This window comes from Bradyrhizobium sp. MI1.7, from assembly GCF_055811795.1.
In genome coordinates, this window is record NZ_JBVVPO010000008.1 from 91,195 (window position 1) to 117,826 (window position 26,632).

A 26,632-nucleotide genomic window follows, 5' to 3' on the forward strand; every position below is an offset into this window, starting at 1 on the left:
CAACGGGGTTATTTTTTTCACCAAAAACGCCCCCGGGCCGGCCCCCCCCCCCCCCCCACGTCGAGTAGCGATTACACGTTCGTCCCGTGGATCGCGTCGATCACGGCGTCCGTGACTTCCTTCGTCGTCGCCTTGCCGCCGACATCGGGCGTCAGCACGCCGGCCGCGCAGACGCGCTCGACCGCCGACATCAGCCGCATTGCCGCGTCCTTCTCGCCGAGATGCTCGAGCATCTGGACGCCGGTCCAGAAGGTCGCGACCGGGTTGGCGATGCCCTTGCCGGTGATGTCGAACGCCGAGCCGTGGATCGGCTCGAACATCGAGGGGAAGCGGCGCTGCGGATCGATGTTGCCGGTCGGCGCCACCCCGAGGCTGCCGGCGAGCGCGCCGGCAAGATCGGAGAGGATGTCGGCGTGGAGGTTGGTCGCGACGATCGTGTCGAGGCTCTTTGGATGCAGTGTCATGCGCACGGTCATGGCGTCGACCAGCATCTTGTCCCAGGTGACGTCGGGGAATTCGGCCGCAACTTCGGCTGCGATCTCGTCCCACATCACCATGCCATGGCGCTGCGCGTTCGACTTGGTCACGACGGTCAGGAATTTGCGCGGGCGTGACTGCGCGAGCTGGAAGGCGTAGCGCATGATGCGGGTGACGCCGACGCGGGTGAACACCGCGACCTCGGTGCCGACTTCTTCCGGCAGGCCCCTGTGCGCACGGCCGCCCATGCCGGCATATTCGCCTTCCGAGTTCTCGCGCACGATCACCCAGTCGAGATCGCCGACGCCGACATTGCGCAGCGGCGAGGCGACGCCCGGCAGGATCTTGGTCGGGCGCACATTGGCGTATTGGTCAAAGCCCTGGCAGATCGGCAGGCGCAGGCCCCACAGCGTGATGTGGTCGGGCACATCAGGCGCGCCGACCGCGCCGAAATAGATCGCGTCGAATTTCTTCAGCTCGGCAAGGCCCTCGGCCGGCATCATCACGCCGTGCTTCTTGTAATAGTCCGAGCCCCAGTCGAACGTCTTGACGTTGAAGGCGAGGTCGCCGCTGCGTTTTGCCAGAGCCTCCAGCACGCGGATTCCGGCCGAGATGACCTCGGGGCCGATGCCGTCGGCGGGAATTGCTGCGATCGAATGGGTGCGCATGAAGATGCTCCGTTTGAGATGTCAGTGGGATTGCGGGACGGGTTCGACGGGCGCGGTCTGCGCGCGCGACAATAGCAGGGTCAGGACCGCGGAGAGAACGAGCAGGCCGCTGACGAAATAGAGTCCGCCGACAAAACTGCCGGTCTGCTCCTTGATCCAGCCGATCATGGCGGGTCCGACGAAGCCGCCGAGATTGCCGATCGAGTTGATGGTGGCGATCCCTGCTGCGGCCGCGGGGCCGGACAGGAACAGCGTCGGCATGCTCCACAGCGGCGGCTTGGCCGAGGAGATGCCGATGTTCACCAGCGCCAGCGCCACCAGCACGGTGACCACGCCGGTTGCAAGCCCGGCAAAGGCGAGCCCCACGGCCGCGAGCAGGCAGGCGAGCACGACGTGCCAGGTGCGCTCGCCGGTGCGGTCCGAATGCCGCGCCCACAGCACCATGGCGACGACGGCGGCGGTTGCCGGCAGCGCATTGAGGAAGCCGACCTGGAGCGTGGACAGGCCGAACTGCTTGATGATCTGCGGCGCCCAGACGCCGAGCGTGTAGAGGCCTGCCGAGGTGCCGAAATAGATGAGCGCGAGCGCCAGCACGCGCGGATCGGCGAGCCCGCGCCAGATGCTGTGGCTCGCGGTCGCGGCCTTGCTGGTGGTTTCCGCATTCATGACATCGACCAGCCATCGCCGCTCGTCGTCCGCGAGCCATTTTGCCTTTTCCGGGCGGTCGGTGAGGAATGCCAGCACAACGAAGCCAAGCAGCACGGCCGGCAGCGCCTCCAGCACGAACAGCCATTGCCAGCCCTTGAAGCCGAACAGGCCATCCATTTCCAGCAGCGCGCCGGAGACGGGCGATCCCAGTACGGTCGACAGCGGCGCCGCCGCCATGAATAGCGCGGTCACCGCGGCGCGCTGGCGCGCCGGGAACCAGTAGGAGAGATAGAGGATGATGCCGGGGAAGAAGCCGGCTTCGGCGACGCCGAGCAGGAAGCGCAGCACATAGAAGCTGGTCGGGCCCTGCACGAAGGCCATCGCGGCCGACACGAGGCCCCAGGTGATCATCACCCGCGCGATCCATATCCGCGCGCCGACCTTGTGCAGGATGATGTTGGAGGGCACCTCGAACAGGAAATAGCCCCAGAAGAAGATGCCGGCGCCGAAGCCGTAGACGGTGGGCGACAGGCCGATGTCCTTGTTCATCGTCAGCGAGGCGAAGCCGATATTGACGCGGTCGATGAAGGCCACGAAGTACAGCAGCATGATGAAGGGAACGATGCGCCAGGTGATCTTGCGCAGCACGCGCGTCTGAATCTCGCTCGCCACCCTGGCCTCCTCGAGTTCCGGTTTGTTGTTGTATCGGCGGACCCGGAGGTCCACGCCGGCAACGAGCCTAGGCGGGGGAAGGAGGCATACTCAATTGGCGCTGGTTTATACAAAAAAATGATATAATCCTCGCCTGGCGAGACGAGAGGACCTTGGATGGAATTGCATCAGTTGCGATGCTTCGTGGCGGCGGCCGAGCGGCTGCATTTCGGCCATGCGGCGCAGCAGCTCCAGATGCTGCCCTCCGCGCTCGGCCGGCAGATCAGGCTGTTGGAAGAAGATCTGGGAACGCGGCTGTTCGCACGGACCACGCGCGCGGTGTCGCTGACGGAAGACGGTTCGACGCTGCTGCGCGATGCCCGCGCCATCCTCGCCAAGGTCGAGGCGGTTGAGAGCAATCTGCGCAACCGCTCGCGTGCCGGCGCCGCGCGGCGGCTGCGGGTCGGCGCCATCGACAGCGCGGCAGCGGGATTGCTGCCGCCGCTCTTGCGCGATTTCCGCGACAAGCATCCTGAGATCGCGGTGCAGCTGCTCGAAGACAAGACCGTCCGGCTGCTGCCGAAGATTTTGACCGGCGCGCTGGATCTCGCCTTCGTCCGCCCGCCCGACAGTGCGGACAAGCGGCTCGAATTCCGCGATCTGCTCCAGGAGACCGCGATCGTGGCGTTTCCGCAACGCCACCCGCTCGCCGAGCGCAAGTCGATCACGCTGGCGCAGATCGCCGACGAGGCGATGCTGGTGCCGGACCGCCGCTCGCGGCCACACAGCCATGACCTCACGATCAAGCTGTTCGAGCAGGCCGGGCTGACGCCGCGCATCGTGCAGGTCGCCGACGAGAAGCAGACCATCATCCATCTGGTGGCAACGAAGCTCGGCGTTGCGATCGTGCCGCGCTGGACCACGCGGATGGCGGTATCAGGCGTGCGCTTCGTGCCGCTGCGGCCGAAGCAGAGCGGCCCCATCGGCCGGCTGCCGCTTGCCGCCGCATGGCTGCGCGGTTCGCGCGACCCGGCCCGCGATGCCATGCTGGCGGTGCTGGAGGCGCGCCTGCGCAGCTATGCGCGGGAGGCGTGAGCGGCTATGACATTGGCCTGGCGAGAAGGTGGGACGCGATGACTGCACAGAAAGCTTCGAACGAATTGCGGGTTGCCATCGCAGGCCTGGGCTCGATCGGCACCAAGATCGCGACCGCACTCGATCAGGGCATCGAGGGGCTGACGCTGTCCGCTGTCGCCGTGCGTGATCCCGCCAAGCATCAGGCGTTTCTGGGCGGCCTGCGTCGTGCGCCATCCGTGCTGCCGATCGATCAGCTCGGTGACGCCGCGGATATCGTGGTCGAATGCGCGCCGAGCGGCCAGTTGCGCGCGATCGTCGAGCCCGCGGTGAAGCGCGGCAAGGCCGCCGTCGTCGTCAGCGTCGGCGGACTGCTCGACAATTTTGATCTGGTCGATCTCGCCCGCGCCAATGGCGGCCGCATCATCGTGCCGACCGGAGCGCTGATCGGGCTGGACGCCGTCAACGCCGCCGCAATCGGCACCATCAACTCGGTGAAGATGGTGACGCGCAAGCCGATCGACGGTCTGAAGGGCGCGCCCTTCATCGTCGAAAACAACATCGATATCGACAATCTACGCGAGCCGCTCAAACTGTTCGAGGGCACCGCGCGCGAGGCCGCAAAGGGCTTTCCAGCCAATCTCAACGTCGCGGTCGCGCTGTCGCTCGCGGGCGTCGGGCCGGACCGCACCTCCGTGCAGATCTGGGCCGATCCGACCGTGACGCGCAACGTTCACCGCATCGAAGTCGAGGCGGATTCGGCGCGCTTCTCGATGTCGATCGAGAACATCCCGTCGGAGAATCCCAAGACGGGCCTGATCACGGCGCTCTCCGTGATCGCGCTGCTACGCAAGCAGCGCGCCACGCTTTGTGTCGGGACGTAACCTCTACGCGCCCGTGACGCGCCAGATCACGTTGCCGACGTCGTCGGCCATCAGCAGCGACTTCTTGTCGGGTCCGATCACGACGCCAACCGGACGGCCGTAGGATTCCTTCTCGTCCGGGGACAGGAAGCCCGACAGGATGTCGCGACTGGGGCCGGAGGGCTTGCCGTTTTCGAACGGGATGAACACCAGTTTGTAGCCCGAGAGAGTGCTGCGATTCCACGAGCCGTGCTGGCCGATCACCATGCCGTCGGGGAAGCCGGGCAGGGTCCCTGCGGGCATCCAGCACAGGCCGAGCGAAGCGGTGTGGCCGCCGAGTGCGTAGTCCGGTTGAAGCGCTTTGGCGACCATCGCGGGATCCTGCGGCACGCGATCGTCGACCGTCTTGCCCCAGTAGCAATAGGGCCAGCCGTAGAAGCCGCCGTCGCGCACCGAGGTGAGATAGTCCGGCGGCGTCTCGTCGCCGAGACCGTCGCGCTCGTTGACGACGGTCCAGAGCACGTTCGTATTGGGCTCCCACGCGAGTCCAACCGGGTTGCGCAGTCCCGCACCAAAAATGCGATGCGTGCCGGCGGCGAGATCGAGCTCATAGACCGCGGCGCGGCCTTCCTCGACCTCCATGCCCATCTCGGCGATGTTGCTGAGCGAGCCGACACCGGCATAGAGCTTCTTGCCGTCGGGGCTTGCGAGCAGGCTGCGCGTCCAATGGCCGCTCAGCTTGAACGTCGTGAGCCGCTTGCCCGGCGCGGTGATGCGGTCGGCATTGGCGACATAGGGGAAGGCCATCACGCCGTCGGTGTTGCCGACATAGAATGTGTTGCCGACCAGCGCCATGCCGAAGGGCTGGCTGAGGTTCTCCATGAAGGCGCCGCGCACTTCGGCGACGCCGTCGCCGTCCTTGTCGCGCAGGAGCGTGATGCGGTTGGCGCTGACTCCGAGCGCTGCGGCGCGCCGCATCGTCGCCTGCATCGCATAGTGAAACACCGACCTCGGCGCGCCCGCAATCTGCGTCGCCTCCGCGATCAGCACGTCGCCATTCGGCAGCACCTCGATCCAGCGCGGATGGTCGAGCCCGGTTGCGAACGCATTGACCTTGAGCCCGGGGGCGACCGTCGGCTTCTGGCCCTCGCTCCAGCCCCTGGCCGTCGGCATCTTCAAGGTCGGCAGCGCCCCCTGCGGCTTCGCTTCGGGAATCGCCGGCGCCTGGCCCCAGGCCGGCGCGGGCGCGGTGCCCGACAGCCGCCGCCATTGCAGCGCGGCACCGCCGATCAGCGCGACGAACTGCGCGAAGATGCTGGAAAAGGTCATGGAAATCCCCTGTTGAACGTACGGCACAGTCCAACGACGGATCGCCCAAAGCCCCGCGCGGGCTCAGACCTTATCGTCGACCTCTCCAGATCCACGATGGGATGTCGTCGTGCCTTTTTGCGCGCGCATCCAACTGGGTAGCGGCAAAAAGGTCAACCGTTACGGAACTCGATCAGCGCCTATTCCCGAGGAATGGCAGCCGACCAAATTTGCATGGAGAGGAAAGTCAGCGGCCGATGTGCCGGTCCAGCCGCCGGCGCGAGCCTCTGCTGCTACGCTAGGCACGCCCAAAGAACTGACTAATTTTCGGTGCCATTGCCCGCCGCGCGCCGTGACGACATCTCCAGGCATGCAACTGTTTAACCATCCGTTAACCATAGCTATTCATGATACTGCCCGTGTATATGTGTTCGCGACGAGCTTGAACTGCATGGCGCAGCGTGGTTCCAGAGCGCCAGTTGGAGGGGATGAGGGCATCCTGAGCTTTCCCTCACCGCTGGCACCAGACAAGGGAGCAACAGCTCTCGATCTGGTATATCAAGCGGCCGATGTCTTCCGCGATATGGAGAAGCACGCCCGCGAGACCGAAGCCCGTGCCCAATCACTTTGCACGAGCGCCATAGAAAGATTGCGGCTGGCCGAAGGGCGAGCGGAGGCCGCCGAGCGGGCACAGCGTGAACTCACCGTAGCCACCCAAACTAAGCTGCAAGATGCTTGCCGAGCGCTGGAGCAAGCCCAGTGCTGCATTGAAGCTCAAAAGGATAAGTTGACGGCCGTAGAGCTTCGCGCCGAAGTTGCGGAAGCCGAAGCGCGACAAGCCAAGGAAGCGCTCGCGCTCGTTGAAGAGGCCATTCGCAAGCGTCTGCTTTGCGCAAACCCGCATGCCGATGGCAGGTTGGCAGCGGTAGCCTGATCGATTGCGACTGCAATGACTCACTGGGGGCTACCGCGCGGGCAGGCGCGGAGCGGGCGAACTACCCCTGCTGCAAGCCTGGCGGTAGCCACCTCCTTTAGCATTTGAAATCGGCTGGGATTGGGTTCGATCCAAACAGGGGCTGGTGCAGCCTGAGAGGCTCATTTTACTTGCGGGACAAGACGCCGCGTGACCCGCGCGCCAATCCAAATGACAGAGCCAAACGATAACGAACTATTAACCATGTTGGGCTATCTGGAGAATTGGGCATTCGGGGCGCGTGTGCTGGCTTGCGGGCCAGCCGGTAGCGTAGGCGTGGACCCATGGCCCTTGACCCGGAAGAACTCGTCACCCTGACAGATCACGGCTCGATGAAACTGCGCGCGGCAGTATCGCGCGCGATGACGTTGCCACCCAAGGAACGCAAGCGGACGACAATCGTCCGCGAGGGTGAACCGGCGATCCTGCATTTCGAGCAGATCAAAAACCTTGCGGCGCGGTGGAACGCACGGCTCGCGCCAATCGACTGACTAGTTTCGCTGTGCTGGTGTCAATCGAGCCCCGAGCCCCCAAAAGAGGCGGCCCGTGCACGGCCTCGTCGACCCTCGGTAAGCATGAGTTTGATGCCGGTCGCCGCATGCGGATTACCGTTCGTTGCGACCTGCGTCCGCGAGCGCTGCCGAGATCTCTCGCAATGAGCGCCGACCGCCCCTGAGCGGCACCCGCGCGACGCTTGGCTTCCGCTGCCCCGTTAAGATTTCATTAACCCTACGAGAGCAAGTCTTTTGGCTGGGGCCGGGCGGATCATTCGCAAGGAAAATCCCATGCCAAATCTGGAAGAGGCAATTCGCGAGCGCGCCTACCACCTCTGGGTCGCCGATGGGCAACCCGACGGAAAGGCGGAAGTCCATTGGATGCATGCTCAATACGAAATTCTCGAGGCGTCAGTCGCAAACCCTGCTGTGGCTGACATCGCAGTGACAAAGCCCGCCAGAAGGGTGCGATCCCCGAAAAAGCAAAACTCGCGCTGACGGGTCCAGCGCGAGGACGTGCGCCATTCGCAATTCGGTCGGCGGGCTGCCGGTCGTCGTTAGAAATGACATCCAACGATGCGGGAATTGGCAGCCTCGCTAACCCAAATTTCTTCGAGAGGAACAGACAACAACACCTAGACTATTCGTCGGGTCGGCAGTTCAATTGGCATTGGTTGATCGAGTCGGTTTCTCGCACCATCCAGCGCCGAGAGCGACGAGCGCCGACGTGACCAGAGCCCATGGCAACCAGTGTCCGACGGGACCAGCGTCCATAAGGCCAGCGTCAAAGAGGCCAGGGTCCAGAAGGCCAGCGTAGAGCGAGCATCAACCCTGCAAGCAGCCCGCCAAGTCTGCTCGCAGCCCAACTTGGCAAGACACGGCAAGGCCTTTGCCAGCGAAGAGCCTTTGAGGCTTTTGGGACCATCGGTTACTCCGATGGTCCCTTTTCATTGTGGTGCCATTGGCGCGAGACATCGGGCGGCTGTTGCTTCCGCGTTCACCATGCAATCGAGCGAGGAACGCTATTTGATCGTCGCGTGCACAGTGATTACCGACATGCCAGAAGCTGTCGGTCCCTGCCCCGTCGCTTTGATGGCAAAGGTATCGCTACCCTTATATTTAGCCTTCGAACGTAGACAGGTTGAGCCTTCTCAGCTTGCCGTGTGACGGCTTTTGAGAGATGTCCGAGCCACTCACCGTGCCGCGCATCTGGATTGGAAATTGGCAACTTCCTCCGGACGTGAGGTCAATGTCGGCCGTCGAGTTCTCGCCCCAATCCGCTAGTGTGCCAGAGATTGAGCATTCAGAAACGGCCGCCGCCCGAGATACAGACAGTAGGCTTGGACAGCTAGCGATGAGCGCCAACGCGGCGACCTTTGACAACTGCATAATAGGCTTCTCCGTAGCGTTGTCAGTTTACGGACATCACTCCTCTGGAACCCCGGCTAGGGCTAGGCCGCATGCCCTCGCAGACCCGCTCTCGTCCTGCGAGATATTTCGTATCGTCGCTTGCTTGGCTGACAAGCAAGCGACTGATGGTAAAGCTTGGATCGAGCGCAAGTCCGACACTAGCAGTAACGTCGTGCAGAGAAAGCGGAACGCAGCGACCGCGCCTTCAGGACGCTTCACCGCGGCGACAGGAACGGAATGATCATCGGCACGCGACGGCAATAGGCGCCGTAGGCGTCTTCGCCGAGCTCCTTGGACAGAAACACCTCTTCCATCCGGCCCTTCTGCCACATGCCGAGCGAGATCAGGATGGCGCCGAGGATCGTCGTTACGAGGCCGATCGCGATGCCGGTGACGAGCATGCCTGCAATCAGTCCCGTGTAGATCGGGTGACGCACGATGCCGTAGGGGCCAGTGTCGATAACGCGGTGGTCTTCCTTGTGGGTGATGGTGTTGGACCAGAATTTTCCGAGATGCAGCCGGCCCCACCAGGCGAAGGCGATGCCGGCGGCCGAGAGGACCGCGGCGATGTAGATGCCGGTGTTGCCGAGCACCCAGAGCGGCTTCCAGCCCAGGACCTGTGCAACCCACGGCGTGTACAGGATTCCGCCGACCAGGATCGGCAGGCGATAGCGCTGCGACTCCAGCGTCATGACCTGCTTCTGGGTGCGGCCCTGCCAGAACGAGGCGCCGACCCAGCTGGCGAGAAAGGCGAGCCAGATCAAGGCCAGGAGTTCGGTCGGCCAGGTCGTGGTCCAGCCACCCCAGGCCACGGAGAGAAGCTTGCTGAAATCGAAGGACATGAAGGTTCTTTGCGTTTGGGCGGAGGCCTTAGCTCGCGCGCGAGGAAAGCGCGTGATGCTCGATGGCGCCGGAGGGCCGCTGGCCGTTGCGGGCGAGCAGATGGGTGATGGTTTCGCGCAAGACCGGTTCGATCGGGCGCGGCGCGTAGCCGAGCTCGGTGCGCGCCTTGCCGATCGAGAGGTCGCTCGCGGCAAGCGCGATGCGCACGCCCTCGGCGGTGCCGTTGGGCGGCCGGCGCGTGATGCGATCGGAGATGGATTCGAGCATGATCGCGGAGAGCTCGGCGATCTTGCCGGGCACGACGACCGGGAACTGCCGGCGGCCGCTCATCGCCGACATCATCCGCAGGATGTTGCCGAGCGGGACGCAGTCGCCGCCGAGGATGTAGCGCTGGCCGATGCGGCCGCGCTCCATGGTCAGCACAAGGCCCATCGCGACGTCGCGGACATCGACGAGATTGACCAGGAAGTTGAGATGCGGCTGCACCTTCTTCTGGAGGAAGTACCACAGCATCGCGGTCGGCGGCGTCAGGTTGTGGTCGGCGGCACCGATCGGCATGGTCGGCGTGCCGATCACGAGCGGAAAGCCCGCGGCCGCCGCCTTCGCGGCGTGGTGCTCGGCGAGCGACTTCGACCGCGTATAGGCGCCGGGCATCGCATCGGCCGGCTGCAGCGCCTCTTCTGCGGCAACGCCGTTGAGGTCGGAATAGGGGAACAGGATCGATTCCGTCGAGCAGTGCAGGAAGCGCGACACGCCGCGCCTCATCGCCGCGGCAAGCACGATTTCGGTGCCGCGGCAATTGACGTCGTGGAAGTCCTGCTTGTTGGCGACCCACATACCGGGCAGGCCGGCGAGGTGATAGACCTGATCGACACCGGCGATCGCGGCGTCGACCGCGGCGCCATCCAGCACCGAGCCGTGGACGTGTTCAACGTCGGCGTTCGCCGCGGCCGGCGCACGGACATCGAGAACGCGTACCCGCTGCCCACGGGCGCGGAGCGCTTCTACGAGATGATGTCCGATGAAGCCGCTGCCACCGGTAACCAGTACGAGAGCCATGCAGAAGGTTTGCTGTTTCGCTTCTAGAGCTATCGGGTTGAAAGGGAATTGGTCGGAACAGGCGCCAAAATCGCGGCAAGGTCGCGACGGAAGCCCAGTGCAATGAATAATTTCGCCATGACAAACATCGGTCCAAGCAGGAAATGCGCGGGGTGGTCGACCATCGACGGCTGCCGTTCCTCGAAAACCCTGTGGCCCACGATCTGCGCTGCGACGCCAGATCCGATCAGCACCGCAAAAATCGACCACATCATGACGATCGAGGCCTGATTGCCGATTGCGGTTGCGACCGAAAGCAGCACGGTCATCGCGGCAAGGATGCCGAGTCCAATCCCGGCGTCCAGCATCAGCCAGTAAACCAGCACCGGCAGGGCCGCAACCACGGCCAGGCTCACCTCGATCCCGAAGATGGGAAAACGCACGAGGGTGAGCGGCAGCACGGCGCCGGTGAAGAGCAGGAGGATTCCGACCACGTGCATCGCGCAGTTCCAGGGATCGCGATGATATTCGACGTAATCGGCCAGTTGGCGTTGAAAATAACCAGCCATCTCGGTCTCGTGCAGCATGGGGTCGGGGAAGGGCGAGAACTGGCTATAGCACCTGATAGGGCAGTGCACAAACCGGCTCGCGTGTCGCGCAAAGCATGGCTGTTGCGCTTTCGACAGGCCGCAAAACGGTTGGAACTTCAAAGAGTTCCGTCAGGGGAAGCGATCTTGCTCAGCGCTTCTTGGCGGGCTTTTTCGCCGCAGGCCCGGGCGCCGCAGCCGGATGCGCAGGCGCCTCCTCCGGCACCTTGGCATAGGTCAGGATTTGCAACTGACCGTTGACCGCCGAGGTCGGCTTGGCACGGTCGAGAAACTGCTCCTCGCCGAGGCCGATCGGATGCAGCCGCTTGGTCGAGATCTTGAACGTGTTCACCAGGACGTCACGGATCGCATCGGCGCGTCGCTGGCTCAGGATCGCATTGGCCTCGCGCGTTTTCGCATTGGATTCGACATGGCCGACGATCAGGAACGTGTACGGCAGCAGCGAGGAGTTAACCAGCGCGTCCGCGATGCGGCCGACGGTCTGATAGGACGCCGGCTGGATGATCGGCGTGTCGGCGTCGAACTGGATCTGCGCGTTGAAGGCGGGCAGGTTGGCGAGGTCAGGCGCGATCAGCGGGCGGTTCACCGGACCCGGATCGTTCTTGATCCTGGCCTTGGCGCGCTCCATCACCTGCTGCTTCAGCGCGGGAAGGTCGACCTCGGCGGCCTGTTCGAAATGGTTCAGCTTGCCGACAATGTCGTCACGGGTCGGCGCCGCCGTCTGCGCGCTTGCTGCGCCCGCGAGCAGGGCCAAGACCACGACCAGCGTGATGGCGATTCCGTTCGCGCGCATCACCGATACCCCGCGTCGTCGACGGCCTTCAGGCAGTTGTTGCTGATGCCCTTGGGCGTCGAGACCAGGCAGGGGATCGACTTGCTGGTCTCCTTGGTCGAGCCGCCGCAGACCTTGACGATCTCGCGCTGGCAGGCGTTCGCCACCGTGACGCGCGCGGCGACGCGCTTCTGGATGGCATCGAAGGCGCCGAGATAGTCGCTCTGGCATTGCTGGGAGAGCACGTCGCGGTTGCGGGACAGGCACTCTTTCAGCCGGGTCGAGTCCGGGTTGACGCCGCGGCAATTGGCGACGATTTCCGCGCCGCAGCTCTTGGCCAGGAGCCCGATCGAATCGCCAAAGCTCATGGTCTCCGCCGCCGCTAGCGACGGCATCCCCAATGCCAGCAAGATCAGTGTGATGGAGCCCCGGACCATGGGCGCATCTGATACGGGGAAGTTCGCGGTGGTCAAGGGGCGTTCGGGCGAGAACTGTCGAACGTCCGGCCAGTGCGGCGAACAGTCCTCACTCGGCCTCAGGGAGGGGCGGCCATTCGATCAGGGCGACCGTGTGTTTCCTGAGGTCGTCGGCCACAGCAGGGTCGGCCTTGAGCTCGTCCAACGTCCGCGGCGGGGGAAGCTGGCGGCCGTCCGCGCTCAGCTCCTGCGCATAAAATGCGAGCGCCTCGGGCGCACTCTCCAGGGCCTCGTCGACGTCGTCGCCGCCGGAAATGCAGCCCGGCAAGTCCGGAAACCACAAGCTGACGGCGTCGTCCGGGTCGGCGTCCTCGATGATGGCGACGTACTGAGGCATATCAGGCGTCACGCCCGCTGCACAAAACTGTCCACGACCTTCTTCTCGCCGGCCTTGTCGAAGGCGATGGTGAGCTTGTTGCCGTCGATCTTGGTGACGCGGCCGTAGCCGAATTTCTGGTGGAAGACGCGGTCGGAGAGGGAAAATTCCGAGGTGGTGCCGGTGGATTTGGCGACCAGCTCGCCCTCGATCGTCATCGGCCCGCGGCGGCGTGAGGAGAAGCTGCCGAAATCCGGGCCGGATGAGGAGGAGAACGACGAGGCTTGTTCCTCGAAGCCGCCTTGGCCGCCGCCACTGCGTCCACCGCCCCGGTTCCGGTTGGCCTGGGCGCGCTGCCAGCCCGGGGTCGAATAGGTGGAACCGAACGCCTCCATGTCGTCGAAACGCGAGGCGCCGTAGCCGCCGGTGCCGCCCCAGGCCGAGCCGCCCTTGGATTCCGTGATCTTGACATTGGCGGACGGCAATTCGTCGAGGAAGCGCGACGGGATCGTGGTCGACCAGGTGCCATGGATCCGGCGGTTGGTCGCAAAATAGATCTTTGCGCGGCGCCTCGCGCGGGTCAGGCCGACATGGCCGAGCCGGCGCTCTTCCTCGAGGCCGGCACGGCCCTGTTCGTCCAGCGTGCGCTGGCTCGGGAACAGGCCTTCCTCCCAGCCGGGCAGGAACACGTTGTCGAATTCGAGACCCTTGGCCGAATGCAGCGTCATCAGCGACACCGCGTCTTCCTCGGCGCCGCCGTCGCGATCCATCACCAGCGAGATGTGCTCCAAAAACCCCTGCAGGTTCTCGAACTCCTCCATCGAGCGCACCAGCTCTTTCAGGTTCTCCAGCCGGCCCGCGGCGTCGGCCGATCGGTCCTTCTGCCACATCTCGGTATAGCCGCTCTCGTCGAGCACGATCTGGGCGAGATCGGTGTGCGCGGTGACCTCGCGCTGGGCACGCCAGCGGTCGAACTGGGCGACGACGTCGCGCAAGCTTCCGCGCGCCTTCGGCTTCAGCTCGTCGGTCTCGACCACCGCGCGCGCCGCCTCGAACAGCGGGATGCGGCGCTTGCGGGCGTGGTCGTGCAGCATCTGCACGGTGGCGTCGCCGAGGCCGCGCTTGGGCACATTGACGATGCGCTCGAAGGCGAGATCGTCGGCAGGTGAATTGATGACGCGCAGATAGGCCAGCGCATCGCGGATTTCGGCCCGCTCATAGAAGCGCGGGCCGCCGATCACGCGGTAGGGCAGGCCGAGCGTGACGAAACGGTCTTCGAATTCGCGCATCTGGTAGGAGGCGCGCACCAGGATCGCGATCTCGTTGAGCTTGTCGCCCTGGCGCTGGATCTGTTCGATCTCCTCGCCGATGCCGCGGGCTTCCTCTTCCGAATCCCACGAGCCGGTGACGGTGACCTTCTCGCCGTCATGGTCCTCGGTGCGCAGTGTCTTGCCGAGCCGGCCTTCGTTGTGCGCGATCAGATGCGAGGCGGCGGCGAGGATGTGGCCGGTCGAGCGGTAATTGCGCTCGAGGCGAATGACCTTGGCGCCGGGGAAATCGTGGTCGAAGCGCAGGATGTTGTCGACCTCGGCGCCGCGCCAGCCATAGATCGACTGGTCGTCGTCGCCGACGCAGCAGATGTTTTTGACGTGGGGCATCTGCTCCCTCGCCCCGCTTGCGGGGTCGCGACGAGCTTCGCTCGCGCTGAGAGCGTCGGGGTGAGGGGCCGTCTCCACGAGTTCAGTCTGCGGAGAGTCCCCCTCACCCGCATCGCTTTGCGATGCGGCCTCTCCGCGCACGCGGGGAGACGCGAAGGAAGAAGCCGTCGGCGCCTGCGACAGCAGCCGCAGCCACAGATATTGCGCGACGTTGGTGTCCTGATATTCGTCGACCAGGATGAATTTGAAGCGCTGCTGGTACTGCCGCAGGATGTCCGGATGCTCGCGGAAGATCCGGATGTCTTCCAGCAGCAGGTCGCCGAAATCGGCGGCGTTCAAGATCTTCAGCCGCTCCTGGTAGCTCGCATAGAGCTTGCCGCCCTTGCCGTTGGCGAACACGGCGGCTTCGCCTGACGGCACCTGCGACGGCGTCAGGCCGCGGTTCTTCCAGCCGTCGATCAGGCCGGCCAGCATGCGTGCCGGCCAGCGCTTGTCGTCGATGTTGTCGGCCTGCAAAAGCTGCTTGAGCAGCCGCACCTGGTCATCGGTGTCGAGCACCGTGAAGTTCGACTTGAGCTGCGCCAGCTCGGCATGGGTGCGCAGGATGCGGCCGCCGATGGAGTGGAAGGTGCCGAGCCACGGCATGCCTTCGACCGCATGGCCGAGCATCTGGCCGAGCCGATGCTTCATCTCGCGCGCGGCCTTGTTGGTGAAGGTCACCGACAGGATCTCGGCGGGGCGGGCGCGGCCCTGGCTGAGGATGTGGGCGATGCGCGTGGTCAGCACGCGCGTCTTGCCGGTGCCGGCGCCGGCCAGCACCAGGACCGGGCCGTCCAGCGTCTCCACGGCGTCGCGCTGCTCAGGATTGAGCCCGGACAGATATTTCGGGCCCACGGAGGCGCGCGCACGCGCGGCGATGCCGCCGGCTGCGGGCTGGTGGTCGGGTACGCTTGTGATCTTGCTCGGCTCGGTCATGCGAATCATTGGCCCCACGATGGCACCGCGGGGTGGTGGAAGGGAGCCTTCTTAACAGGGATTGCTGCCTATATGGGGCGTCGGGGCAAGGTTTTCCACGTGCGCGGCGGGCCGATTTGTTCCCTCCGCGAGGGCGAATTTCCAGCTTGCGTGGGCCGGAACCATCGTTCCCGCGTCGAGATTGTCTGGACAGGTGGCGCGGCCAGCCGCGCCGACGCAGACAGACATCAAGACGAGGATTTGACCATGCTAGGCTGGGTTGTGACGTTTCTGGTTATCGCACTGATCGCCGGCATCCTGGGCTTCGGCGGCATCGCCGGCGCCTCGATCGAGATCGCCAAGATCATCTTCTTCATCGCGGTCGTGCTGTTCCTGGTCTCGGCCGTGGTGGGACTAGCGCGCGGACGAAGGATATAGGTGTGATCCTCATGGTGAGGAGCGCGGAACGCGCGTCTCGAACCATGAAGGCCCGACTGTGGCCTTGCATCCTTCGAGACGCCCGCTTCGCGGGCTCCTCAGGATGAGGGGTTAGAGCGAGCTGTTCAGCTACCGCTTCGAGGGCATCGCCACGTTCCGGCCGATGCCCTCGGGCCGCGGCAGGGCGCCGTGGGCGCCGACGACGGCTGCGATGCGCTGCCGGATATCGGGCGGAAAGGCCGCCACCTTTCGCGAGCCCATGTCGATGTGGAGCGACATGTTTTCGGAGGTCGCCGACAGCCAGCCTTCGGTCGCGTGCCGCAACTCCTGGAACGTATGCAGCCGCTTGTCGTCGGCTTCGAGCAGCCAGACCGACACCTGCACGGGATCGCCAAGGTGGATTTCGCGCAGATACCGCACATGGCATTCGGCAGTGAAGGTCGAGCCGCCTCGCTCCTTCATGTAGCCCGGCCCGATCCCGAGCTGTAACCACATCTGGTCGATCGCGCGGTCGAACATCACGTTGTAATAGGCCATGTTGAGATGGCCGTTATAGTCGATCCATTGCGGCTCGATCTGCATGATCGACGAGCGGAACGGCTCGGCAGCGGCGGTCTCCGGCATGTGTCTTTCCTGCTATGCGCGCGGTCGCTTGACTTGACCGGTCAGATGTCCTTTGCCACGGTTCTTCTGTCGGGAGGAATGTCCGTGGGTACGACCATCACCAATAATCCGCCGCGGGTTGAGCCGAAAGCCCTCGCAAGCGCGCTGGAGCAGCTTGCCGCACGGTTCGGCAACCGCCTCATCACCTCGCAGGCCGTTCGCGAGCAGCACGGCCATACCACCACATGGATCGTCAACCAGCCGCCGGACGGCGTGGTGATGGCGCAGGAGACCGCCGACATCCAGGACGTGGTGCGGATCTGCGCCAAGAACCGCGTGCCCGTCATCGCCTTCGGCACCGGCACCTCGCTCGAGGGCCAGGTCAACGCGCCCGCCGGCGGCATCTCGATCGACCTGCGCGACATGAACAAGGTGCTCGCGGTGCACGCCGAGGACCTCGACTGCGTGATCCAGCCCGGCGTCACCCGCAAGGCGCTGAACGAGCATCTGCGCGACCAGGGCCTGTTCTTCCCCATCGACCCCGGCGCGGATGCTTCGCTCGGCGGCATGGCCTCGACCCGCGCCTCCGGCACCAACGCGGTGCGCTACGGCACCATGCGCGACAGCGTGCTCGCTTTGAAGGTCGTGCGCGGCGACGGCGAGATCATCACGACAGGCACGCGCGCCAAGAAATCTTCTGCCGGCTACGACCTGACGCATCTGTTCGTCGGCGCCGAAGGCACGCTCGGCATCATCTCCGAGCTGACCATTCGCCTGCGCGGCATCCCTGACACAATCGCGGCCGGTGCGGTGTCGTTCGAGACCGTGCACGGGGCATGTCAGGCCGTGATCCTGGCGATCCAGACCGGCATTCCCGTGGCGCGCATCGAGCTGCTCAACGCCGCGCAGGTGAAGGCCTGCAACGCCTATTCGAAGCTGACGCTGCCGGAAACGCCGTTGCTGCTGATGGAATTCCACGGCAGCGAGGTCGAGGTCGGCGAGCAGTCCAAGGCGTTCGGCGAGATTGCAAAGGATTGCGGCGGCGGCGATTTCTCCTGGACCACCAAGCCGGAGGATCGCACCAAGCTGTGGCAGGCGCGGCACGACGCCTATTGGTCGGTGAAGGCGCTGCGTCCCGGCGACAGCATCGGCGTGGTTGCAACCGACGTTTGCGTGCCGATCTCGCGGCTTGCCGATTGCGTCGGCGAGACCGAGGAAGATCTCAAGCGCCTCAACCTGCTGTCGCCGATCGTCGGCCATGTCGGTGACGGCAATTTCCACTGCTCGCTGGTCTGCGACACCAACGATGCCGACGAGATGGCGCGCGGCGAGGAGTTCATGCATCGCCTGGTCGAGCGCGCGCAGGCGATGGACGGCACCTGCACCGGTGAGCACGGCATCGGCCAGGGCAAGCAGAAATATCTCAAGGCGGAACTCGGCCCCGAAGCGCTCGACGCGATGCGGGCGCTGAAGCAGGCGCTCGATCCGCTGAATATCTTCAATCCCGGCAAGATCGTGCCGGAGGCATAGCGCGCCGTCCGCTGCGTCGCGGTCGCGGAACTTTCGGCAGTCAGGCCGGTTCCAATTCCGTCAATTTCCGATGCCTCGATGGCGCGGCTCTGCGGGAGGATGCGATGTTGCGACCTGTCATTGGAATTGCCGTGATGGCGCTTGCCTGCATGCTGGCGGGCACGGCTCTGGGCAAGGGCGGGCACGGTGGCGGCCATGGTGGTGGGCACGGAGGCGGGCATGGCGGCGGCCATCATGGTGGCGGCCATCACGGCGGCGGTCATCATGGTGGTGGTCATCATGGAGGCGGCCATTTTGGTGGTCATGGCTTCGGGCACGCGCATGGCGGCGGGCATCATGGCGGGCCCCGCTTCGCAACTGGCGCGCGACATCGCGGCCCGAACTTCGGCCAGATCCGCAATGCGGCCGTCCGTCCTGCGAATTTTCGCAACGCCCTCAACGTGCATTCCAGCGCCTTCCGCAACGGCCGTCTGATCAGCAATCCGGCCGCGCGAGCCCAGATCGCAGCGGCGGCCGCACTGGCCGGCTGGCACGGCGCCAGCAGCGGGTGGTGGCAACATGCGGGCGGCGGTTATGGCTGGGTCGGACCGCTGTTCTGGCCGTTCGCCTACAACGATCTCTACGACTACACGATCTGGGGCGACGGTCTCGGCTTCTGGGGCTACGGCTATCCGGACATCTATGCCGGCATCTTCGGGCCCTACGGCTATGACGGTCTCTCGGCCTATCTGCCGCAGCGGCCGGTGGGACGGCGCCAGGCGCGCGGCGTCCCGCTGGATCGGCTCTGCGGCAGCGACCGCCGCGAAATCGTCGGTCTGCCGATCGACCAGATCGCCGCCGCGGTGCAGCCGACCGAGGCGCAAGGCGCAAGCCTCGACGAACTCGGCAATGCCTCGATCCAGGCGTCCGAGATGATCCGCGCGTCCTGCCCGTCGCAGGTCGCGGCGACAGCGCCAGGTCGGCTGACGGCGATGCAGCAGCGCATCGAGGCGATGGAGAAAGCCGTCGATCTCGTTCAGCCCGCGCTCGATCGATTCTACGGCTCGCTCACCGACGAGCAGAAGGCGCGCTTCAATGCGCTGGCCGAGGATCAGCGTCGTGCGACGGCTTCCAGCAACACCGGGGGATCGCTGGTCCAGAATTGCGCGACGCCTGCTGCGCTCGATTGGCCCAGCACTGACATCGACGCGAGGCTTCATCCCAACGACACTCAGCGCGCCGCGCTACAGGTGCTCCAGGATACCAGCGCCAAGGTCAGCGCATCGCTCAAGGCGGCCTGCGAGCCCAGCGACGTGATGACGCCGCCGGCGCGAATGGCCGCGGTTCGCAAGCGGCTCGACACGATGCTCGACGGCGTCAAGTCGGTTCGCGCAGCGCTGGAGGATTTCTACGCCACGCTGAATGACGAGCAGAAGGCGCAGTTCGAGGCCATCGGACCACGTCGGACGTCCTGACTGCATATCGATAATGCGTGGCGGAAAAATCGCCTCGCCGATCTCGATCGGCCTCTCTATGCTGGGCGAGGCGGGAGCGCGGAACTACGGCGGCTGGAAGACCATTGGTGACGGGGCGATGAAGTGGTTCGCGAAGCAGAAGCCGGCGGACATCTGGGACGAGACGATCGAAGGACCGCTCGGCGACATCGAGGCCGCCGAGCGCATCCGCGCGATTTGTGACGCCGCAGCCGCGAGCGCGGCCGGTTCGGCGCGCAACGACACGCGCGAAGGTGAGCGCTATGAACGCGCGGCCAAGGTGGCGATGGAAATCGCGATGAAGATCTCGGATGGATTGATGCGCGACGCCGCCGTCCATCGCATCGTCGATCTCTGCATGACAGCGAACGACCTCAAGACCGCGCAGATCCTGTTTCGCGCGATCCATGCCAGCTGGATCCGTGAGGCGATACAGCGGGATCATCCGACCCTGGCCTAGAGGCGTGTACTCGTAAATCCGGTGTGCCCGGCAACGAGCCAAGTGCCATCGAGCTCTCCGGGCGTCATCGAAGCTGGTGACAAGAAGGCGAATTCCCGCTCACCGGTGGAATTGATCCTCTGCCGGGGTTAGATGGCCGCCTCGGTCTGCGCGTCGAAAACATGAAGCCTGGAAGGCCGCATGGCAACGCGCAGCCTGTCGCCCACCCTCACCCTCGCGGTCGGCTCGACGCTCGCCACCATGATACTCTCGCCGACCTTCATATCGAGCAGGATTTCCGAGCCGAGTTGCTCGACCACCTCAATCACAGCATCGAAGCATGAGTGGCCGAGATCAGCGCTACCCGCCACGGTAAGGTCCTCCGGCCGCACGCCGAGCATGACCTCGCGTCCGATATGGCCGCGCAGCCGCTGCGCGGTCTCGTCCGGCAGCTTGATGCGCAGGCCGGAGTTCTCGGCAATCAGCGATCCGTTCGCCTCGGTCACCGTAACGGCGGCGAAATTCATGGCCGGGGAGCCGATGAAGCCGGCGACGAACTTGTTGGCGGGCTGATTGTACAGTTCGAGCGGCTCCCCCACTTGCTGGACCACGCCGTCTTTCATGACGACGACCCGGTCACCCAGCGTCATGGCCTCGACCTGATCGTGGGTAACGTAAATGGCGGTGGTGCCGAGACGGAGATGCAGTTTCTTGAGCTCAACGCGCATCTGTACCCGCAGCTTGGCATCGAGGTTCGACAGCGGCTCGTCGAACAGGAACACGCGGGGGTGACGCACAATGGCACGACCCAACGCCACGCGCTGGCGCTGGCCGCCGGACAGCTGGCGCGGCTTGCGCGTTAGCAATTCACCGATGCCGAGGATGTCGGCCGCCTCCCGCACGCGCTTGTCAATCTCGGGCTTTTCGAATTTGCGCATCTTCAGGCCAAACGCCATGTTGTCGTGCACGCTCATGTGCGGGTACAGGGCGTAGTTCTGGAACACCATGGCGATGTCGCGGTCCATCGGCGCCAATTCATTGACCACGTTTCCGTCGATGGAAATGTCGCCGGAACTGATCGCTTCAAGCCCGGCGATCATTCTCAGCGTCGTGGTCTTGCCGCAGCCGGACGGTCCGACGAACACCACGAACTCCTTGTCGCGGATCTGCAGATTGACGTCTTTGACAGCGTGCACGCTGTCGTAGAACTTGTTGATCCCCTTGAGGACGACCTGGCCCATTCGCTCCACCCGCCTTCCGCATGCCCACTTTCCTGATGATCCGGGGTGCTGTCAGCCCTTCACCGATCCAGTCAGTCCTGCGACGTAGTGCTCGACGAAAAACGAATAGGCGATAGCAACCGGAATCGATCCGAGCAGGGCGCCAGCCATCAGCGGTCCCCAGAAGAATACATCGCCGCGGATCAGCTCCGATGTGACGCCGACCGGCACGGTCTTCTGTCCAGGCGAGGACAGGAAGACAAGTGCGTAGATGAACTCGTTCCACGACAGGGTGAAAGCGAAGATGCCGGCCGAGAGGATGCCCGGGATCGCCACCGGGATGACGATGTAGAGCATGGCCTGCCAGCGCGAGGCGCCGTCAATGCGCGCGCATTCCTCGAGCTCCTTGGGCACCGCCTTGAAGTAGCCCATCATGAGCCAGGTGCAGAACGGAATGAGAAAGGTCGGATAGGTCAGGATCAATGACCAGGGCGTGTCACCCAGCCGATAGTTGCGGATGATCTCTGCCAGCGGAATGAAGAGCAGCGTTTGAGGCACCAGATAGGTGATGAAGATGCCGGTGCCCAGGCTGCCTGCAAATGGAAAGTTCAGCCGCGAGAGAGCATAGCCGGCGAACACGCCGCACACGAGCGAGATGGCGGTTGACGCGAGCGCGATGAACGTCGTGTTCCACAGCCACGATGCAAACAGCGTCTCCTCGAACAGGTACCTGACATGGTCCCAGGTCGGGTTCCAGGTCCAGAACGGATTGTAGTTGATCGAATTCCAGGGTCGGTAAAGCTCGCCGTCCGGCCGCACCGAAGTGATCACCATCCAGTAGAACGGGAACAGCAGGAAAAGCAGGAACATCGCCATGGGGACGTAGAAGAACGCCCACTTTCGCCACCTTGCGCCCTCGATCATGGCTCAGCGGACCTCCACGCGGCGGATGTAGAGAAGTTGGATGATGACGACCAGAAACAGGACCGGAAACATGGCGAGCGAGATGGCAGCGCCCTCGCTTAGGAGGCCGGTGCCGATGCCGATCTGATAGGCGTAGGTGGCGAACAGGTGCGTTGCATTGGCTGGTCCGCCGCCTGTCATCACATAGACGATCTGGAAGTCGGCGAACGTCTGAATCACCGAGAACAGCACCACGACCATGGTCACGGGCAGCAGCAGGGGCCAGGTGATGTGCCAGAACCGCTGCCACGGCCTGGCACCGTCTATGGCGGCGGCCTCGCTAAGTTCGGGACTGATGGTCTGCAGGCCGGCGAGCAGGCTGATGGCGAAGAATGGCACTCCGCGCCAGATGTTGACGATGATGATCGAGATCATGGCGAGGTCTGGATCGCCAAGCCAATTGATCCGACCGCTGATCAAACCGAGATGGTAGAGGAGCCAATTGAGGACGCTAAATGTCGGGTCGAACATCCACTTCCAGGCGAAAGTCGAGAGCACGGTCGGGATGATGAAGGGCAGCAGGATGAAAGCACGGGTGAAAGCCTTGCCGCGGAAATTCCGGTTGAGCAGCATGGCCAGCCACAGCCCGAGCGCCAGCTTGAAGACGGTGGTTACGCCCGTATAAAGAAACGTGTTGTAGACGGAGGTGCGAAAGATCCCGTCATTGAAGATCTTGTAGAAGTTGGCGAGGCCGACGAACTCGCCTGGAACGCCGACGCGCGAGTTGGTCACCGACAACAAGATGCCGCGCAAGAACGGATAGGCGATGAACGTACCGAGCAGCGCCAGGGTCGGCACCAGCAGCACGAATGCGAGCCAACGCTCGTCCTCAAGCAGCCGGATTCTGGGCCGCGGCGCCTGCGGCATGTAGACTTGGGTCTCGGCGATCGCCATCTCGCTTCACCTCTAAGCGCACGCCAACAGACGCGTCATGCGAAACTTTGATCGCGCCGCCTCACAGAGAGACGGCGCACCGTACAAGTCCGAGACGCGGGGCGCGCGGCAGCCACTTCGCAGCCGTGCGACGTGCTGCGCACGTACTTTCAAGAATAGACCTTCTTGAGTTCGACTTCCGCCCATTTCACGGAATCCTCCGCCGGAGCGCCCTGGATCGCTTTGGCGTACATATCTGTGATGATGTATTTGGTGAGCACTTCGGCAGCCTTCTTGCCTGATGAGGGCAGAGGGTACCCGGGCGTCTGACCCAGGAGGCCGGCGATCTTGAAGGGCGCCATGACCTTGTCCTCTTCCCACAACTTGTGTTTCTCCCATTCGTGGGTCGGCGGTGTCGCGAAACCTTTCTGGGAGACGAACCAAGGCTCGTAGTTCGCCTTGGTATGGACCCACTTCAACAACGCCTTCGCACCGTCCTGATTCTTCGAATAGTTCGGAATGACGTGAGAGAAATAGGTGTGCATGGCGAATTGGCCGGCCGGGCCTTTGGGCAACGGCGAGTGCTGGATGTCGGTCTTCAGCTGTGCGCCTTTTTCAGTAATATATTTGTCGGGGTTGCGCAGCGATTCGATGTAGATCGAAGCGCCGTTGAGGGTGGCGCAGATGGTTTGCGACAGGAACGCACGGTTGTTGTTGGTGTCATCCCAGGCAAGCCCGCCCTCGTCGTGGGCTTCCTTCCAGAAAGCCGTCATGAACTTGACGGACTCGATGACCTCTTTCTTGTTGATGTTGACAGTCTTGCCGTCCTTCTCGACCTCGGTGCCGCCCCACGACCACATGTACGGGTAACTGAACGTCGGCGCGTCACCGAACGTGTGGCCGAGCGTCTGACCGATCGGCCGGCCCTGGGCCTTGAGCTTCTTGCCAACCTCGCGATACTTCTCCCAAGTGTCCGGGAAGGTCGATGAGCCGATCTCATCGAACCAGGATTTTCGGTAGGCGATCATGGCGCCGACGATGGTCCACGGCAAAGAGATCCATTTTTGGCCGTCGGCGGAGTTGGACTTGCACAGATCATAATAGCCATCTTCGGCCTCGCTCACACGACCTGCGATGTCGGACAGGTCGATGACGCTCTCCGAATAGATCTGCGGGTGGTTGTTGAAGAGCATGATGATGTCGGGACCTGAGCCCGACTGGATCGCCGAGGTGATGCGCGGCTGCAGGTCGTTGCCATTCACAGTCTCAAGATTGATCTTGATTCCCAGCGCCTTCTCGGCAGCAGGCAGGAGCTCCTTGCGCAATAGCTGATCGGAAGCTGGCACGAAGTCATTCCAACGCAGCCAGTGTACCGTGGTGCCCTGTGCAAAAACGGGAGCCCTGCCAGTGGCCAGGATGCCGGCCATGCCGCCCACAAGCGCCGTGCCGCCCTTGAGGATGTTACGTCGGGTTACCGTCGTCATGCATTCCTCCCTCGGTGTGTCTGAGCTAATATCCTTTGGCCAGTCTAACGCCGGCTTGGAGTCTCTTTCAGTCTATCGCGCCTCCGTGGCCCAACGCATGCGCCCGCGACAACGTCCGCAATGTATTGGCTCGATGATCATTTGGTGGCGTTCCACTTGCAGCGCCGGGGTGGCGAGTTCGCCGCGAACCAGGGGGCGTTCTTCGCGGAGCAGCGGCGCGATTGCATCGCACCCAATCGTAACGGCGATACGATCGGCGGCCTGGATCATGTCGGCGCTGCAGCCAGCGCTTGAACCCTACCGTCATAACGATCCCTCCCGCGCAGCGACGGTATAGCCGCGGCCAAGCGGGTTTTCCCCGTCTTATATGAAGTTCGGTACCGGAAGCTGGCGCGACATCATTGTCGCCCGTCGCAGCAGGAAATCAAGTGCTAGCTTTGACGCGGCGGCCATGGTCTTACTCCGCGAACTGGCCGGCGACCAAAAGTATCGCTCCCTTTTGGGGCGGCGGACCGAGTGAAGGCGGTGGTTATTTCGCCAGCTTGCGCACGGCTTCATCGACGCTGTGGAAGACGTGTTCGCGGGGCAGGGCGTCGAACAGTCTGAAACGTTCGAACGCGTTCTGCGCGCGCACCGATTCCAGCCGCGCCAGTGCGACGGTGACGCCCTGTTCGCTGCACGCCTTGAAGACGTCGAGCAGGATCTGCGCGGCGGTGAAGTCGATCTCGACCATGCCGCTCGCCTCCAGCACCAGCAGTTGCGGCGTCGAGGTGCCGAGCACTTTGGCCACGTCGCTGCGAAAACCCGGCGCGTTGAGGAAGGACAGCGGCGCCTGGAGCCCGATCACGGCGACGCCGGCGATGCGCTCGCCGGTGATGTGCGGATGCGCCGGCCACCAGATCGTGGTGCCCGGCACGCGCTCGAACTCGACGAGCCGCGCGCGCGTCGTGCTCCAGATGCCGTGCAGCAGCGACAGCACGATGCCGAGGAAGGCGCCCTGCTGGATCGGCAGCACGATGATCAGCGCGGCAGTGGCGACGATCAGCAGGAACTCGCTGAACGATTGCCGGTAGATCATGGCGATCTGCTTCACCCGGATGATCCGCAGCGCCACGAACAGCAGGATGCCGCCGAGCGCGGCGTCCGGAACGTGCTGCAGCAGCCCCGTCCCGAACGCGAGCAGCGCCAGCACGATTGCCCCGGCCGCAAGGCCCGCGAGCTGCGATTGTCCGCCGGTCTCGGCGACGATCCCGGTTCGCGGCGGGCTGGCATTGACCGGAAACGCGCCGAACAGGCCGGACAGCACGCTGCCAGCGCCCGCACCGAGGAAATCGCGATCGACATCGGCAGGCTTGTCGGGATCGGACGGGAACGACCGCGTCGTCGCGGCCGTCTGCACCATCACCACGACCGTGATGACGAAGGCGAGCGGCACCAGGCGCACCCACAGCTCCGGTGCAAGGTCAGGCAAGGTCGGTCGCGGCAGCGTGCCCGGCACCGCGCCGACGACGCTGACGCCCTTGCTTTCGAGGCCGAGTGCGATTGTGGCCAGCGTCGCGGCGACGAGCCCGATCAGCGCACCCGGAATTTTCGCGCTGACCCTCTCGGCGATGAAGACCACGGCGAGCACACCGAGCCCGATGCAGAGCGTGAACGGGTTGGTGCGGCCGAGTTCGGTCGCGAGCACGCCGATGCGTTCGAGTGTCGGCCCGCTTGGTGATGGAAGCCCGAGCACGCCCGGCAGTTGCGAGACGATGATGTGGACGGAGATGCCGGCGAGGAAGCCGACCATCACCGGCACGGACAGAAGATTGGCGATGCCGCCGAGGCGGAAAGCGCCGCTGGCCAGCATCATCGCGCCGACCATCAGCGCCAGCGCGATCGCAAGCCCCTGATACTCAGGCGAGCCGGTGGCAGCGAGCGCGGCAAGTCCGCCGGCGAAGATCGGCGTGATCGTGGAATCCGCGCCGCAGGACAGGAAGCGGTTGCCGCCGAGCAGCGCGAAACCGAGCGAGCCCGCCATGAACGCGAAGAAGCCGATCTGCGGCGCAAAACCACCGAGCCGCGCCGTGGCCATCTGCTCTGGGATCGCAATCGCCGCCAGCGTCAGTCCCGCCATGAGGTCGCCGGGCAGGGAATAGGACGCGAGTGACCGGAACAGCGGCCATGAGTTCTTGGCGGGCGCGTCGTGCGGCATCGATATGGAATCCCCGAAAAGGCTGGCGTCGCTCAGACTACAGCATTTCGCGAATGTCCACGATCTGCGTGTCTCGGACGCGGGGGGGGGGGGGGGGGGGGGCCCCCCCCCCCGGCCCCCAACTGCGACGCCCCATGGAGGCCCCGGGGGCCCCCCCCAGGCGCCCCCCCCCCCCCCCCCAA

General features: G+C 64.3%; 26 protein-coding genes. 10 read left to right on the forward strand and 16 right to left on the reverse strand.

Features of this window, described 5'->3' with window-relative positions:
* Window positions 1-71: 71 nt before the first annotated feature.
* Together AC0L3X_RS10930 and AC0L3X_RS10935 are read right to left on the reverse strand one after the other, a co-directional pair.
* The gene (locus tag AC0L3X_RS10930; protein ID WP_063981564.1) at window positions 72-1,145 is read right to left on the reverse strand and encodes a tartrate dehydrogenase; all 1,074 of its coding nucleotides are present in this window, start codon (window positions 1,143-1,145) and stop codon (window positions 72-74) included.
* Between the two features lie 21 nt (window positions 1,146-1,166).
* A complete protein-coding gene (locus tag AC0L3X_RS10935; protein WP_063986148.1) occupies window positions 1,167-2,465 on the reverse strand; it encodes an MFS transporter in 1,299 nt (432 codons plus the stop codon).
* A 156-nt stretch (window positions 2,466-2,621) separates the two neighbouring features.
* Between AC0L3X_RS10935 and AC0L3X_RS10940 the strand changes: the two genes are divergently transcribed.
* Both AC0L3X_RS10940 and AC0L3X_RS10945 read left to right on the forward strand, forming a co-directional pair.
* The gene (locus tag AC0L3X_RS10940; protein ID WP_063981565.1) at window positions 2,622-3,539 is read left to right on the forward strand and encodes a LysR family transcriptional regulator; all 918 of its coding nucleotides are present in this window, start codon (window positions 2,622-2,624) and stop codon (window positions 3,537-3,539) included.
* A 38-nt stretch (window positions 3,540-3,577) separates the two neighbouring features.
* On the forward strand, window positions 3,578-4,402 hold the full coding sequence (locus AC0L3X_RS10945; protein ID WP_063981566.1) for an aspartate dehydrogenase: 825 nt from the start codon (window positions 3,578-3,580) through the stop codon (window positions 4,400-4,402).
* 3 nt (window positions 4,403-4,405) lie between these two features.
* Here AC0L3X_RS10945 and AC0L3X_RS10950 read toward each other — a convergent pair whose 3' ends face one another.
* A complete protein-coding gene (locus AC0L3X_RS10950; protein ID WP_473316388.1) occupies window positions 4,406-5,710 on the reverse strand; it encodes a PQQ-dependent sugar dehydrogenase in 1,305 nt (434 codons plus the stop codon).
* 349 nt (window positions 5,711-6,059) lie between these two features.
* Between AC0L3X_RS10950 and AC0L3X_RS10955 the strand changes: the two genes are divergently transcribed.
* The 3 genes from AC0L3X_RS10955 (at window position 6,060) to AC0L3X_RS10965 (ending at window position 7,654) form a co-directional block, all read left to right on the forward strand.
* Entirely contained in the window at window positions 6,060-6,623 is a 564-nt protein-coding gene (locus tag AC0L3X_RS10955; RefSeq protein WP_245328559.1) for a hypothetical protein, read from the forward strand.
* A gap of 323 nt (window positions 6,624-6,946) precedes the next feature.
* Window positions 6,947-7,153, forward strand: a complete 207-nt coding sequence (locus AC0L3X_RS10960; protein ID WP_063981569.1) for a hypothetical protein — start codon at window positions 6,947-6,949, stop codon at window positions 7,151-7,153.
* Window positions 7,154-7,447: 294 nt separating this feature from the next.
* The gene (locus AC0L3X_RS10965; protein WP_071910441.1) at window positions 7,448-7,654 is read left to right on the forward strand and encodes a DUF2934 domain-containing protein; all 207 of its coding nucleotides are present in this window, start codon (window positions 7,448-7,450) and stop codon (window positions 7,652-7,654) included.
* Between the two features lie 1,127 nt (window positions 7,655-8,781).
* Here AC0L3X_RS10965 and AC0L3X_RS10970 read toward each other — a convergent pair.
* The 7 genes from AC0L3X_RS10970 to AC0L3X_RS11000 form a co-directional block, all read right to left on the reverse strand.
* A complete protein-coding gene (locus AC0L3X_RS10970; RefSeq protein WP_063981571.1) occupies window positions 8,782-9,408 on the reverse strand; it encodes a methyltransferase family protein in 627 nt (208 codons plus the stop codon).
* A 28-nt stretch (window positions 9,409-9,436) separates the two neighbouring features.
* Window positions 9,437-10,468 carry an NAD-dependent epimerase/dehydratase family protein gene (locus AC0L3X_RS10975; protein WP_063981572.1) on the reverse strand — a complete coding sequence of 344 codons (1,032 nt, stop codon included), beginning with the start codon at window positions 10,466-10,468 and terminating at the stop codon, window positions 9,437-9,439.
* A 29-nt stretch (window positions 10,469-10,497) separates the two neighbouring features.
* A complete protein-coding gene (locus tag AC0L3X_RS10980; protein ID WP_063981573.1) occupies window positions 10,498-11,034 on the reverse strand; it encodes an Mpo1 family 2-hydroxy fatty acid dioxygenase in 537 nt (178 codons plus the stop codon).
* Between the two features lie 151 nt (window positions 11,035-11,185).
* Entirely contained in the window at window positions 11,186-11,848 is a 663-nt protein-coding gene (locus tag AC0L3X_RS10985; protein WP_063981574.1) for an OmpA family protein, read from the reverse strand.
* A complete protein-coding gene (locus tag AC0L3X_RS10990; RefSeq protein WP_063921531.1) occupies window positions 11,848-12,264 on the reverse strand; it encodes a hypothetical protein in 417 nt (138 codons plus the stop codon). The genes AC0L3X_RS10985 and AC0L3X_RS10990 overlap by 1 nt, the downstream gene beginning before the upstream one ends.
* Window positions 12,265-12,352: 88 nt before the next feature.
* Window positions 12,353-12,640 carry a type II toxin-antitoxin system HicB family antitoxin gene (locus AC0L3X_RS10995; RefSeq protein WP_063981575.1) on the reverse strand — a complete coding sequence of 96 codons (288 nt, stop codon included), beginning with the start codon at window positions 12,638-12,640 and terminating at the stop codon, window positions 12,353-12,355.
* An 8-nt stretch (window positions 12,641-12,648) separates the two neighbouring features.
* Window positions 12,649-15,261: an ATP-dependent helicase gene (locus AC0L3X_RS11000; RefSeq protein WP_473316389.1), complete on the reverse strand. Its 2,613-nt coding sequence runs from the start codon at window positions 15,259-15,261 to the stop codon at window positions 12,649-12,651.
* Between the two features lie 237 nt (window positions 15,262-15,498).
* On the opposite strand from AC0L3X_RS11000, the gene AC0L3X_RS11005 reads away from it, so the two are divergent.
* Window positions 15,499-15,669 (forward strand): DUF1328 domain-containing protein, encoded by a 171-nt coding sequence (locus AC0L3X_RS11005; RefSeq protein ID WP_014493008.1) that lies wholly within the window; start codon window positions 15,499-15,501, stop codon window positions 15,667-15,669.
* A gap of 129 nt (window positions 15,670-15,798) precedes the next feature.
* On the opposite strand, the gene AC0L3X_RS11010 is transcribed toward AC0L3X_RS11005, so the two are convergent.
* Window positions 15,799-16,293 (reverse strand): thioesterase family protein, encoded by a 495-nt coding sequence (locus tag AC0L3X_RS11010; protein WP_063981578.1) that lies wholly within the window; start codon window positions 16,291-16,293, stop codon window positions 15,799-15,801.
* 84 nt (window positions 16,294-16,377) lie between these two features.
* On the opposite strand from AC0L3X_RS11010, the gene AC0L3X_RS11015 reads away from it, so the two are divergent.
* The 3 genes from AC0L3X_RS11015 (at window position 16,378) to AC0L3X_RS11025 (ending at window position 19,734) form a co-directional block, all read left to right on the forward strand.
* Complete coding sequence (locus tag AC0L3X_RS11015) at window positions 16,378-17,802, forward strand: FAD-binding oxidoreductase (protein WP_038935153.1); 1,425 nt, start codon at window positions 16,378-16,380, stop codon at window positions 17,800-17,802.
* Between the two features lie 104 nt (window positions 17,803-17,906).
* A complete protein-coding gene (locus AC0L3X_RS11020; protein WP_063981579.1) occupies window positions 17,907-19,256 on the forward strand; it encodes a Spy/CpxP family protein refolding chaperone in 1,350 nt (449 codons plus the stop codon).
* A 118-nt stretch (window positions 19,257-19,374) separates the two neighbouring features.
* The gene (locus AC0L3X_RS11025) at window positions 19,375-19,734 is read left to right on the forward strand and encodes a hypothetical protein (protein ID WP_063986149.1); all 360 of its coding nucleotides are present in this window, start codon (window positions 19,375-19,377) and stop codon (window positions 19,732-19,734) included.
* A 128-nt stretch (window positions 19,735-19,862) separates the two neighbouring features.
* Here AC0L3X_RS11025 and AC0L3X_RS11030 read toward each other — a convergent pair whose 3' ends face one another.
* The 4 genes from AC0L3X_RS11030 to AC0L3X_RS11045 all read right to left on the reverse strand — a co-directional run bounded on the left by AC0L3X_RS11030 (window position 19,863) and on the right by AC0L3X_RS11045 (window position 24,196).
* Window positions 19,863-20,954 (reverse strand): ABC transporter ATP-binding protein, encoded by a 1,092-nt coding sequence (locus tag AC0L3X_RS11030; RefSeq protein WP_063981580.1) that lies wholly within the window; start codon window positions 20,952-20,954, stop codon window positions 19,863-19,865.
* 51 nt (window positions 20,955-21,005) lie between these two features.
* Window positions 21,006-21,857 (reverse strand): carbohydrate ABC transporter permease, encoded by an 852-nt coding sequence (locus AC0L3X_RS11035; RefSeq protein WP_085399493.1) that lies wholly within the window; start codon window positions 21,855-21,857, stop codon window positions 21,006-21,008.
* Window positions 21,858-21,860: 3 nt separating this feature from the next.
* On the reverse strand, window positions 21,861-22,790 hold the full coding sequence (locus AC0L3X_RS11040; RefSeq protein ID WP_063981581.1) for a carbohydrate ABC transporter permease: 930 nt from the start codon (window positions 22,788-22,790) through the stop codon (window positions 21,861-21,863).
* Between the two features lie 149 nt (window positions 22,791-22,939).
* On the reverse strand, window positions 22,940-24,196 hold the full coding sequence (locus AC0L3X_RS11045) for an ABC transporter substrate-binding protein (protein WP_224517445.1): 1,257 nt from the start codon (window positions 24,194-24,196) through the stop codon (window positions 22,940-22,942).
* A 177-nt stretch (window positions 24,197-24,373) separates the two neighbouring features.
* On the opposite strand from AC0L3X_RS11045, the gene AC0L3X_RS11050 reads away from it, so the two are divergent.
* Window positions 24,374-24,547 (forward strand): hypothetical protein, encoded by a 174-nt coding sequence (locus AC0L3X_RS11050; RefSeq protein WP_155257718.1) that lies wholly within the window; start codon window positions 24,374-24,376, stop codon window positions 24,545-24,547.
* Between the two features lie 235 nt (window positions 24,548-24,782).
* On the opposite strand, the gene AC0L3X_RS11055 is transcribed toward AC0L3X_RS11050, so the two are convergent.
* On the reverse strand, window positions 24,783-26,450 hold the full coding sequence (locus AC0L3X_RS11055) for a SulP family inorganic anion transporter (protein ID WP_063981583.1): 1,668 nt from the start codon (window positions 26,448-26,450) through the stop codon (window positions 24,783-24,785).
* Window positions 26,451-26,632: the final 182 nt, after the last annotated feature.

Coding starts and splice junctions, on each gene's coding strand:
- AC0L3X_RS10930 (WP_063981564.1), bottom strand. CDS start 1,145: ATGCGCACCCATTCGATCGCAGCAATTCCCGCCGACGGCATCGGCCCC.
- AC0L3X_RS10940 (WP_063981565.1), top strand. CDS start 2,622: ATGGAATTGCATCAGTTGCGATGCTTCGTGGCGGCGGCCGAGCGGCTG.
- AC0L3X_RS10945 (WP_063981566.1), top strand. CDS start 3,578: ATGACTGCACAGAAAGCTTCGAACGAATTGCGGGTTGCCATCGCAGGC.
- AC0L3X_RS10950 (WP_473316388.1), bottom strand. CDS start 5,710: ATGACCTTTTCCAGCATCTTCGCGCAGTTCGTCGCGCTGATCGGCGGT.
- AC0L3X_RS10955 (WP_245328559.1), top strand. CDS start 6,060: ATGCAACTGTTTAACCATCCGTTAACCATAGCTATTCATGATACTGCC.
- AC0L3X_RS10960 (WP_063981569.1), top strand. CDS start 6,947: ATGGCCCTTGACCCGGAAGAACTCGTCACCCTGACAGATCACGGCTCG.
- AC0L3X_RS10965 (WP_071910441.1), top strand. CDS start 7,448: ATGCCAAATCTGGAAGAGGCAATTCGCGAGCGCGCCTACCACCTCTGG.
- AC0L3X_RS10970 (WP_063981571.1), bottom strand. CDS start 9,408: ATGTCCTTCGATTTCAGCAAGCTTCTCTCCGTGGCCTGGGGTGGCTGG.
- AC0L3X_RS10975 (WP_063981572.1), bottom strand. CDS start 10,468: ATGGCTCTCGTACTGGTTACCGGTGGCAGCGGCTTCATCGGACATCAT.
- AC0L3X_RS10980 (WP_063981573.1), bottom strand. CDS start 11,034: ATGCTGCACGAGACCGAGATGGCTGGTTATTTTCAACGCCAACTGGCC.
- AC0L3X_RS10985 (WP_063981574.1), bottom strand. CDS start 11,848: ATGCGCGCGAACGGAATCGCCATCACGCTGGTCGTGGTCTTGGCCCTG.
- AC0L3X_RS10990 (WP_063921531.1), bottom strand. CDS start 12,264: ATGGTCCGGGGCTCCATCACACTGATCTTGCTGGCATTGGGGATGCCG.
- AC0L3X_RS10995 (WP_063981575.1), bottom strand. CDS start 12,640: ATGCCTCAGTACGTCGCCATCATCGAGGACGCCGACCCGGACGACGCC.
- AC0L3X_RS11000 (WP_473316389.1), bottom strand. CDS start 15,261: ATGATTCGCATGACCGAGCCGAGCAAGATCACAAGCGTACCCGACCAC.
- AC0L3X_RS11005 (WP_014493008.1), top strand. CDS start 15,499: ATGCTAGGCTGGGTTGTGACGTTTCTGGTTATCGCACTGATCGCCGGC.
- AC0L3X_RS11010 (WP_063981578.1), bottom strand. CDS start 16,293: ATGCCGGAGACCGCCGCTGCCGAGCCGTTCCGCTCGTCGATCATGCAG.
- AC0L3X_RS11020 (WP_063981579.1), top strand. CDS start 17,907: ATGTTGCGACCTGTCATTGGAATTGCCGTGATGGCGCTTGCCTGCATG.
- AC0L3X_RS11025 (WP_063986149.1), top strand. CDS start 19,375: ATGAAGTGGTTCGCGAAGCAGAAGCCGGCGGACATCTGGGACGAGACG.
- AC0L3X_RS11030 (WP_063981580.1), bottom strand. CDS start 20,954: ATGGGCCAGGTCGTCCTCAAGGGGATCAACAAGTTCTACGACAGCGTG.
- AC0L3X_RS11035 (WP_085399493.1), bottom strand. CDS start 21,857: ATGATCGAGGGCGCAAGGTGGCGAAAGTGGGCGTTCTTCTACGTCCCC.
- AC0L3X_RS11040 (WP_063981581.1), bottom strand. CDS start 22,790: ATGGCGATCGCCGAGACCCAAGTCTACATGCCGCAGGCGCCGCGGCCC.
- AC0L3X_RS11045 (WP_224517445.1), bottom strand. CDS start 24,196: ATGGCCGGCATCCTGGCCACTGGCAGGGCTCCCGTTTTTGCACAGGGC.
- AC0L3X_RS11050 (WP_155257718.1), top strand. CDS start 24,374: ATGTATTGGCTCGATGATCATTTGGTGGCGTTCCACTTGCAGCGCCGG.
- AC0L3X_RS11055 (WP_063981583.1), bottom strand. CDS start 26,450: ATGCCGCACGACGCGCCCGCCAAGAACTCATGGCCGCTGTTCCGGTCA.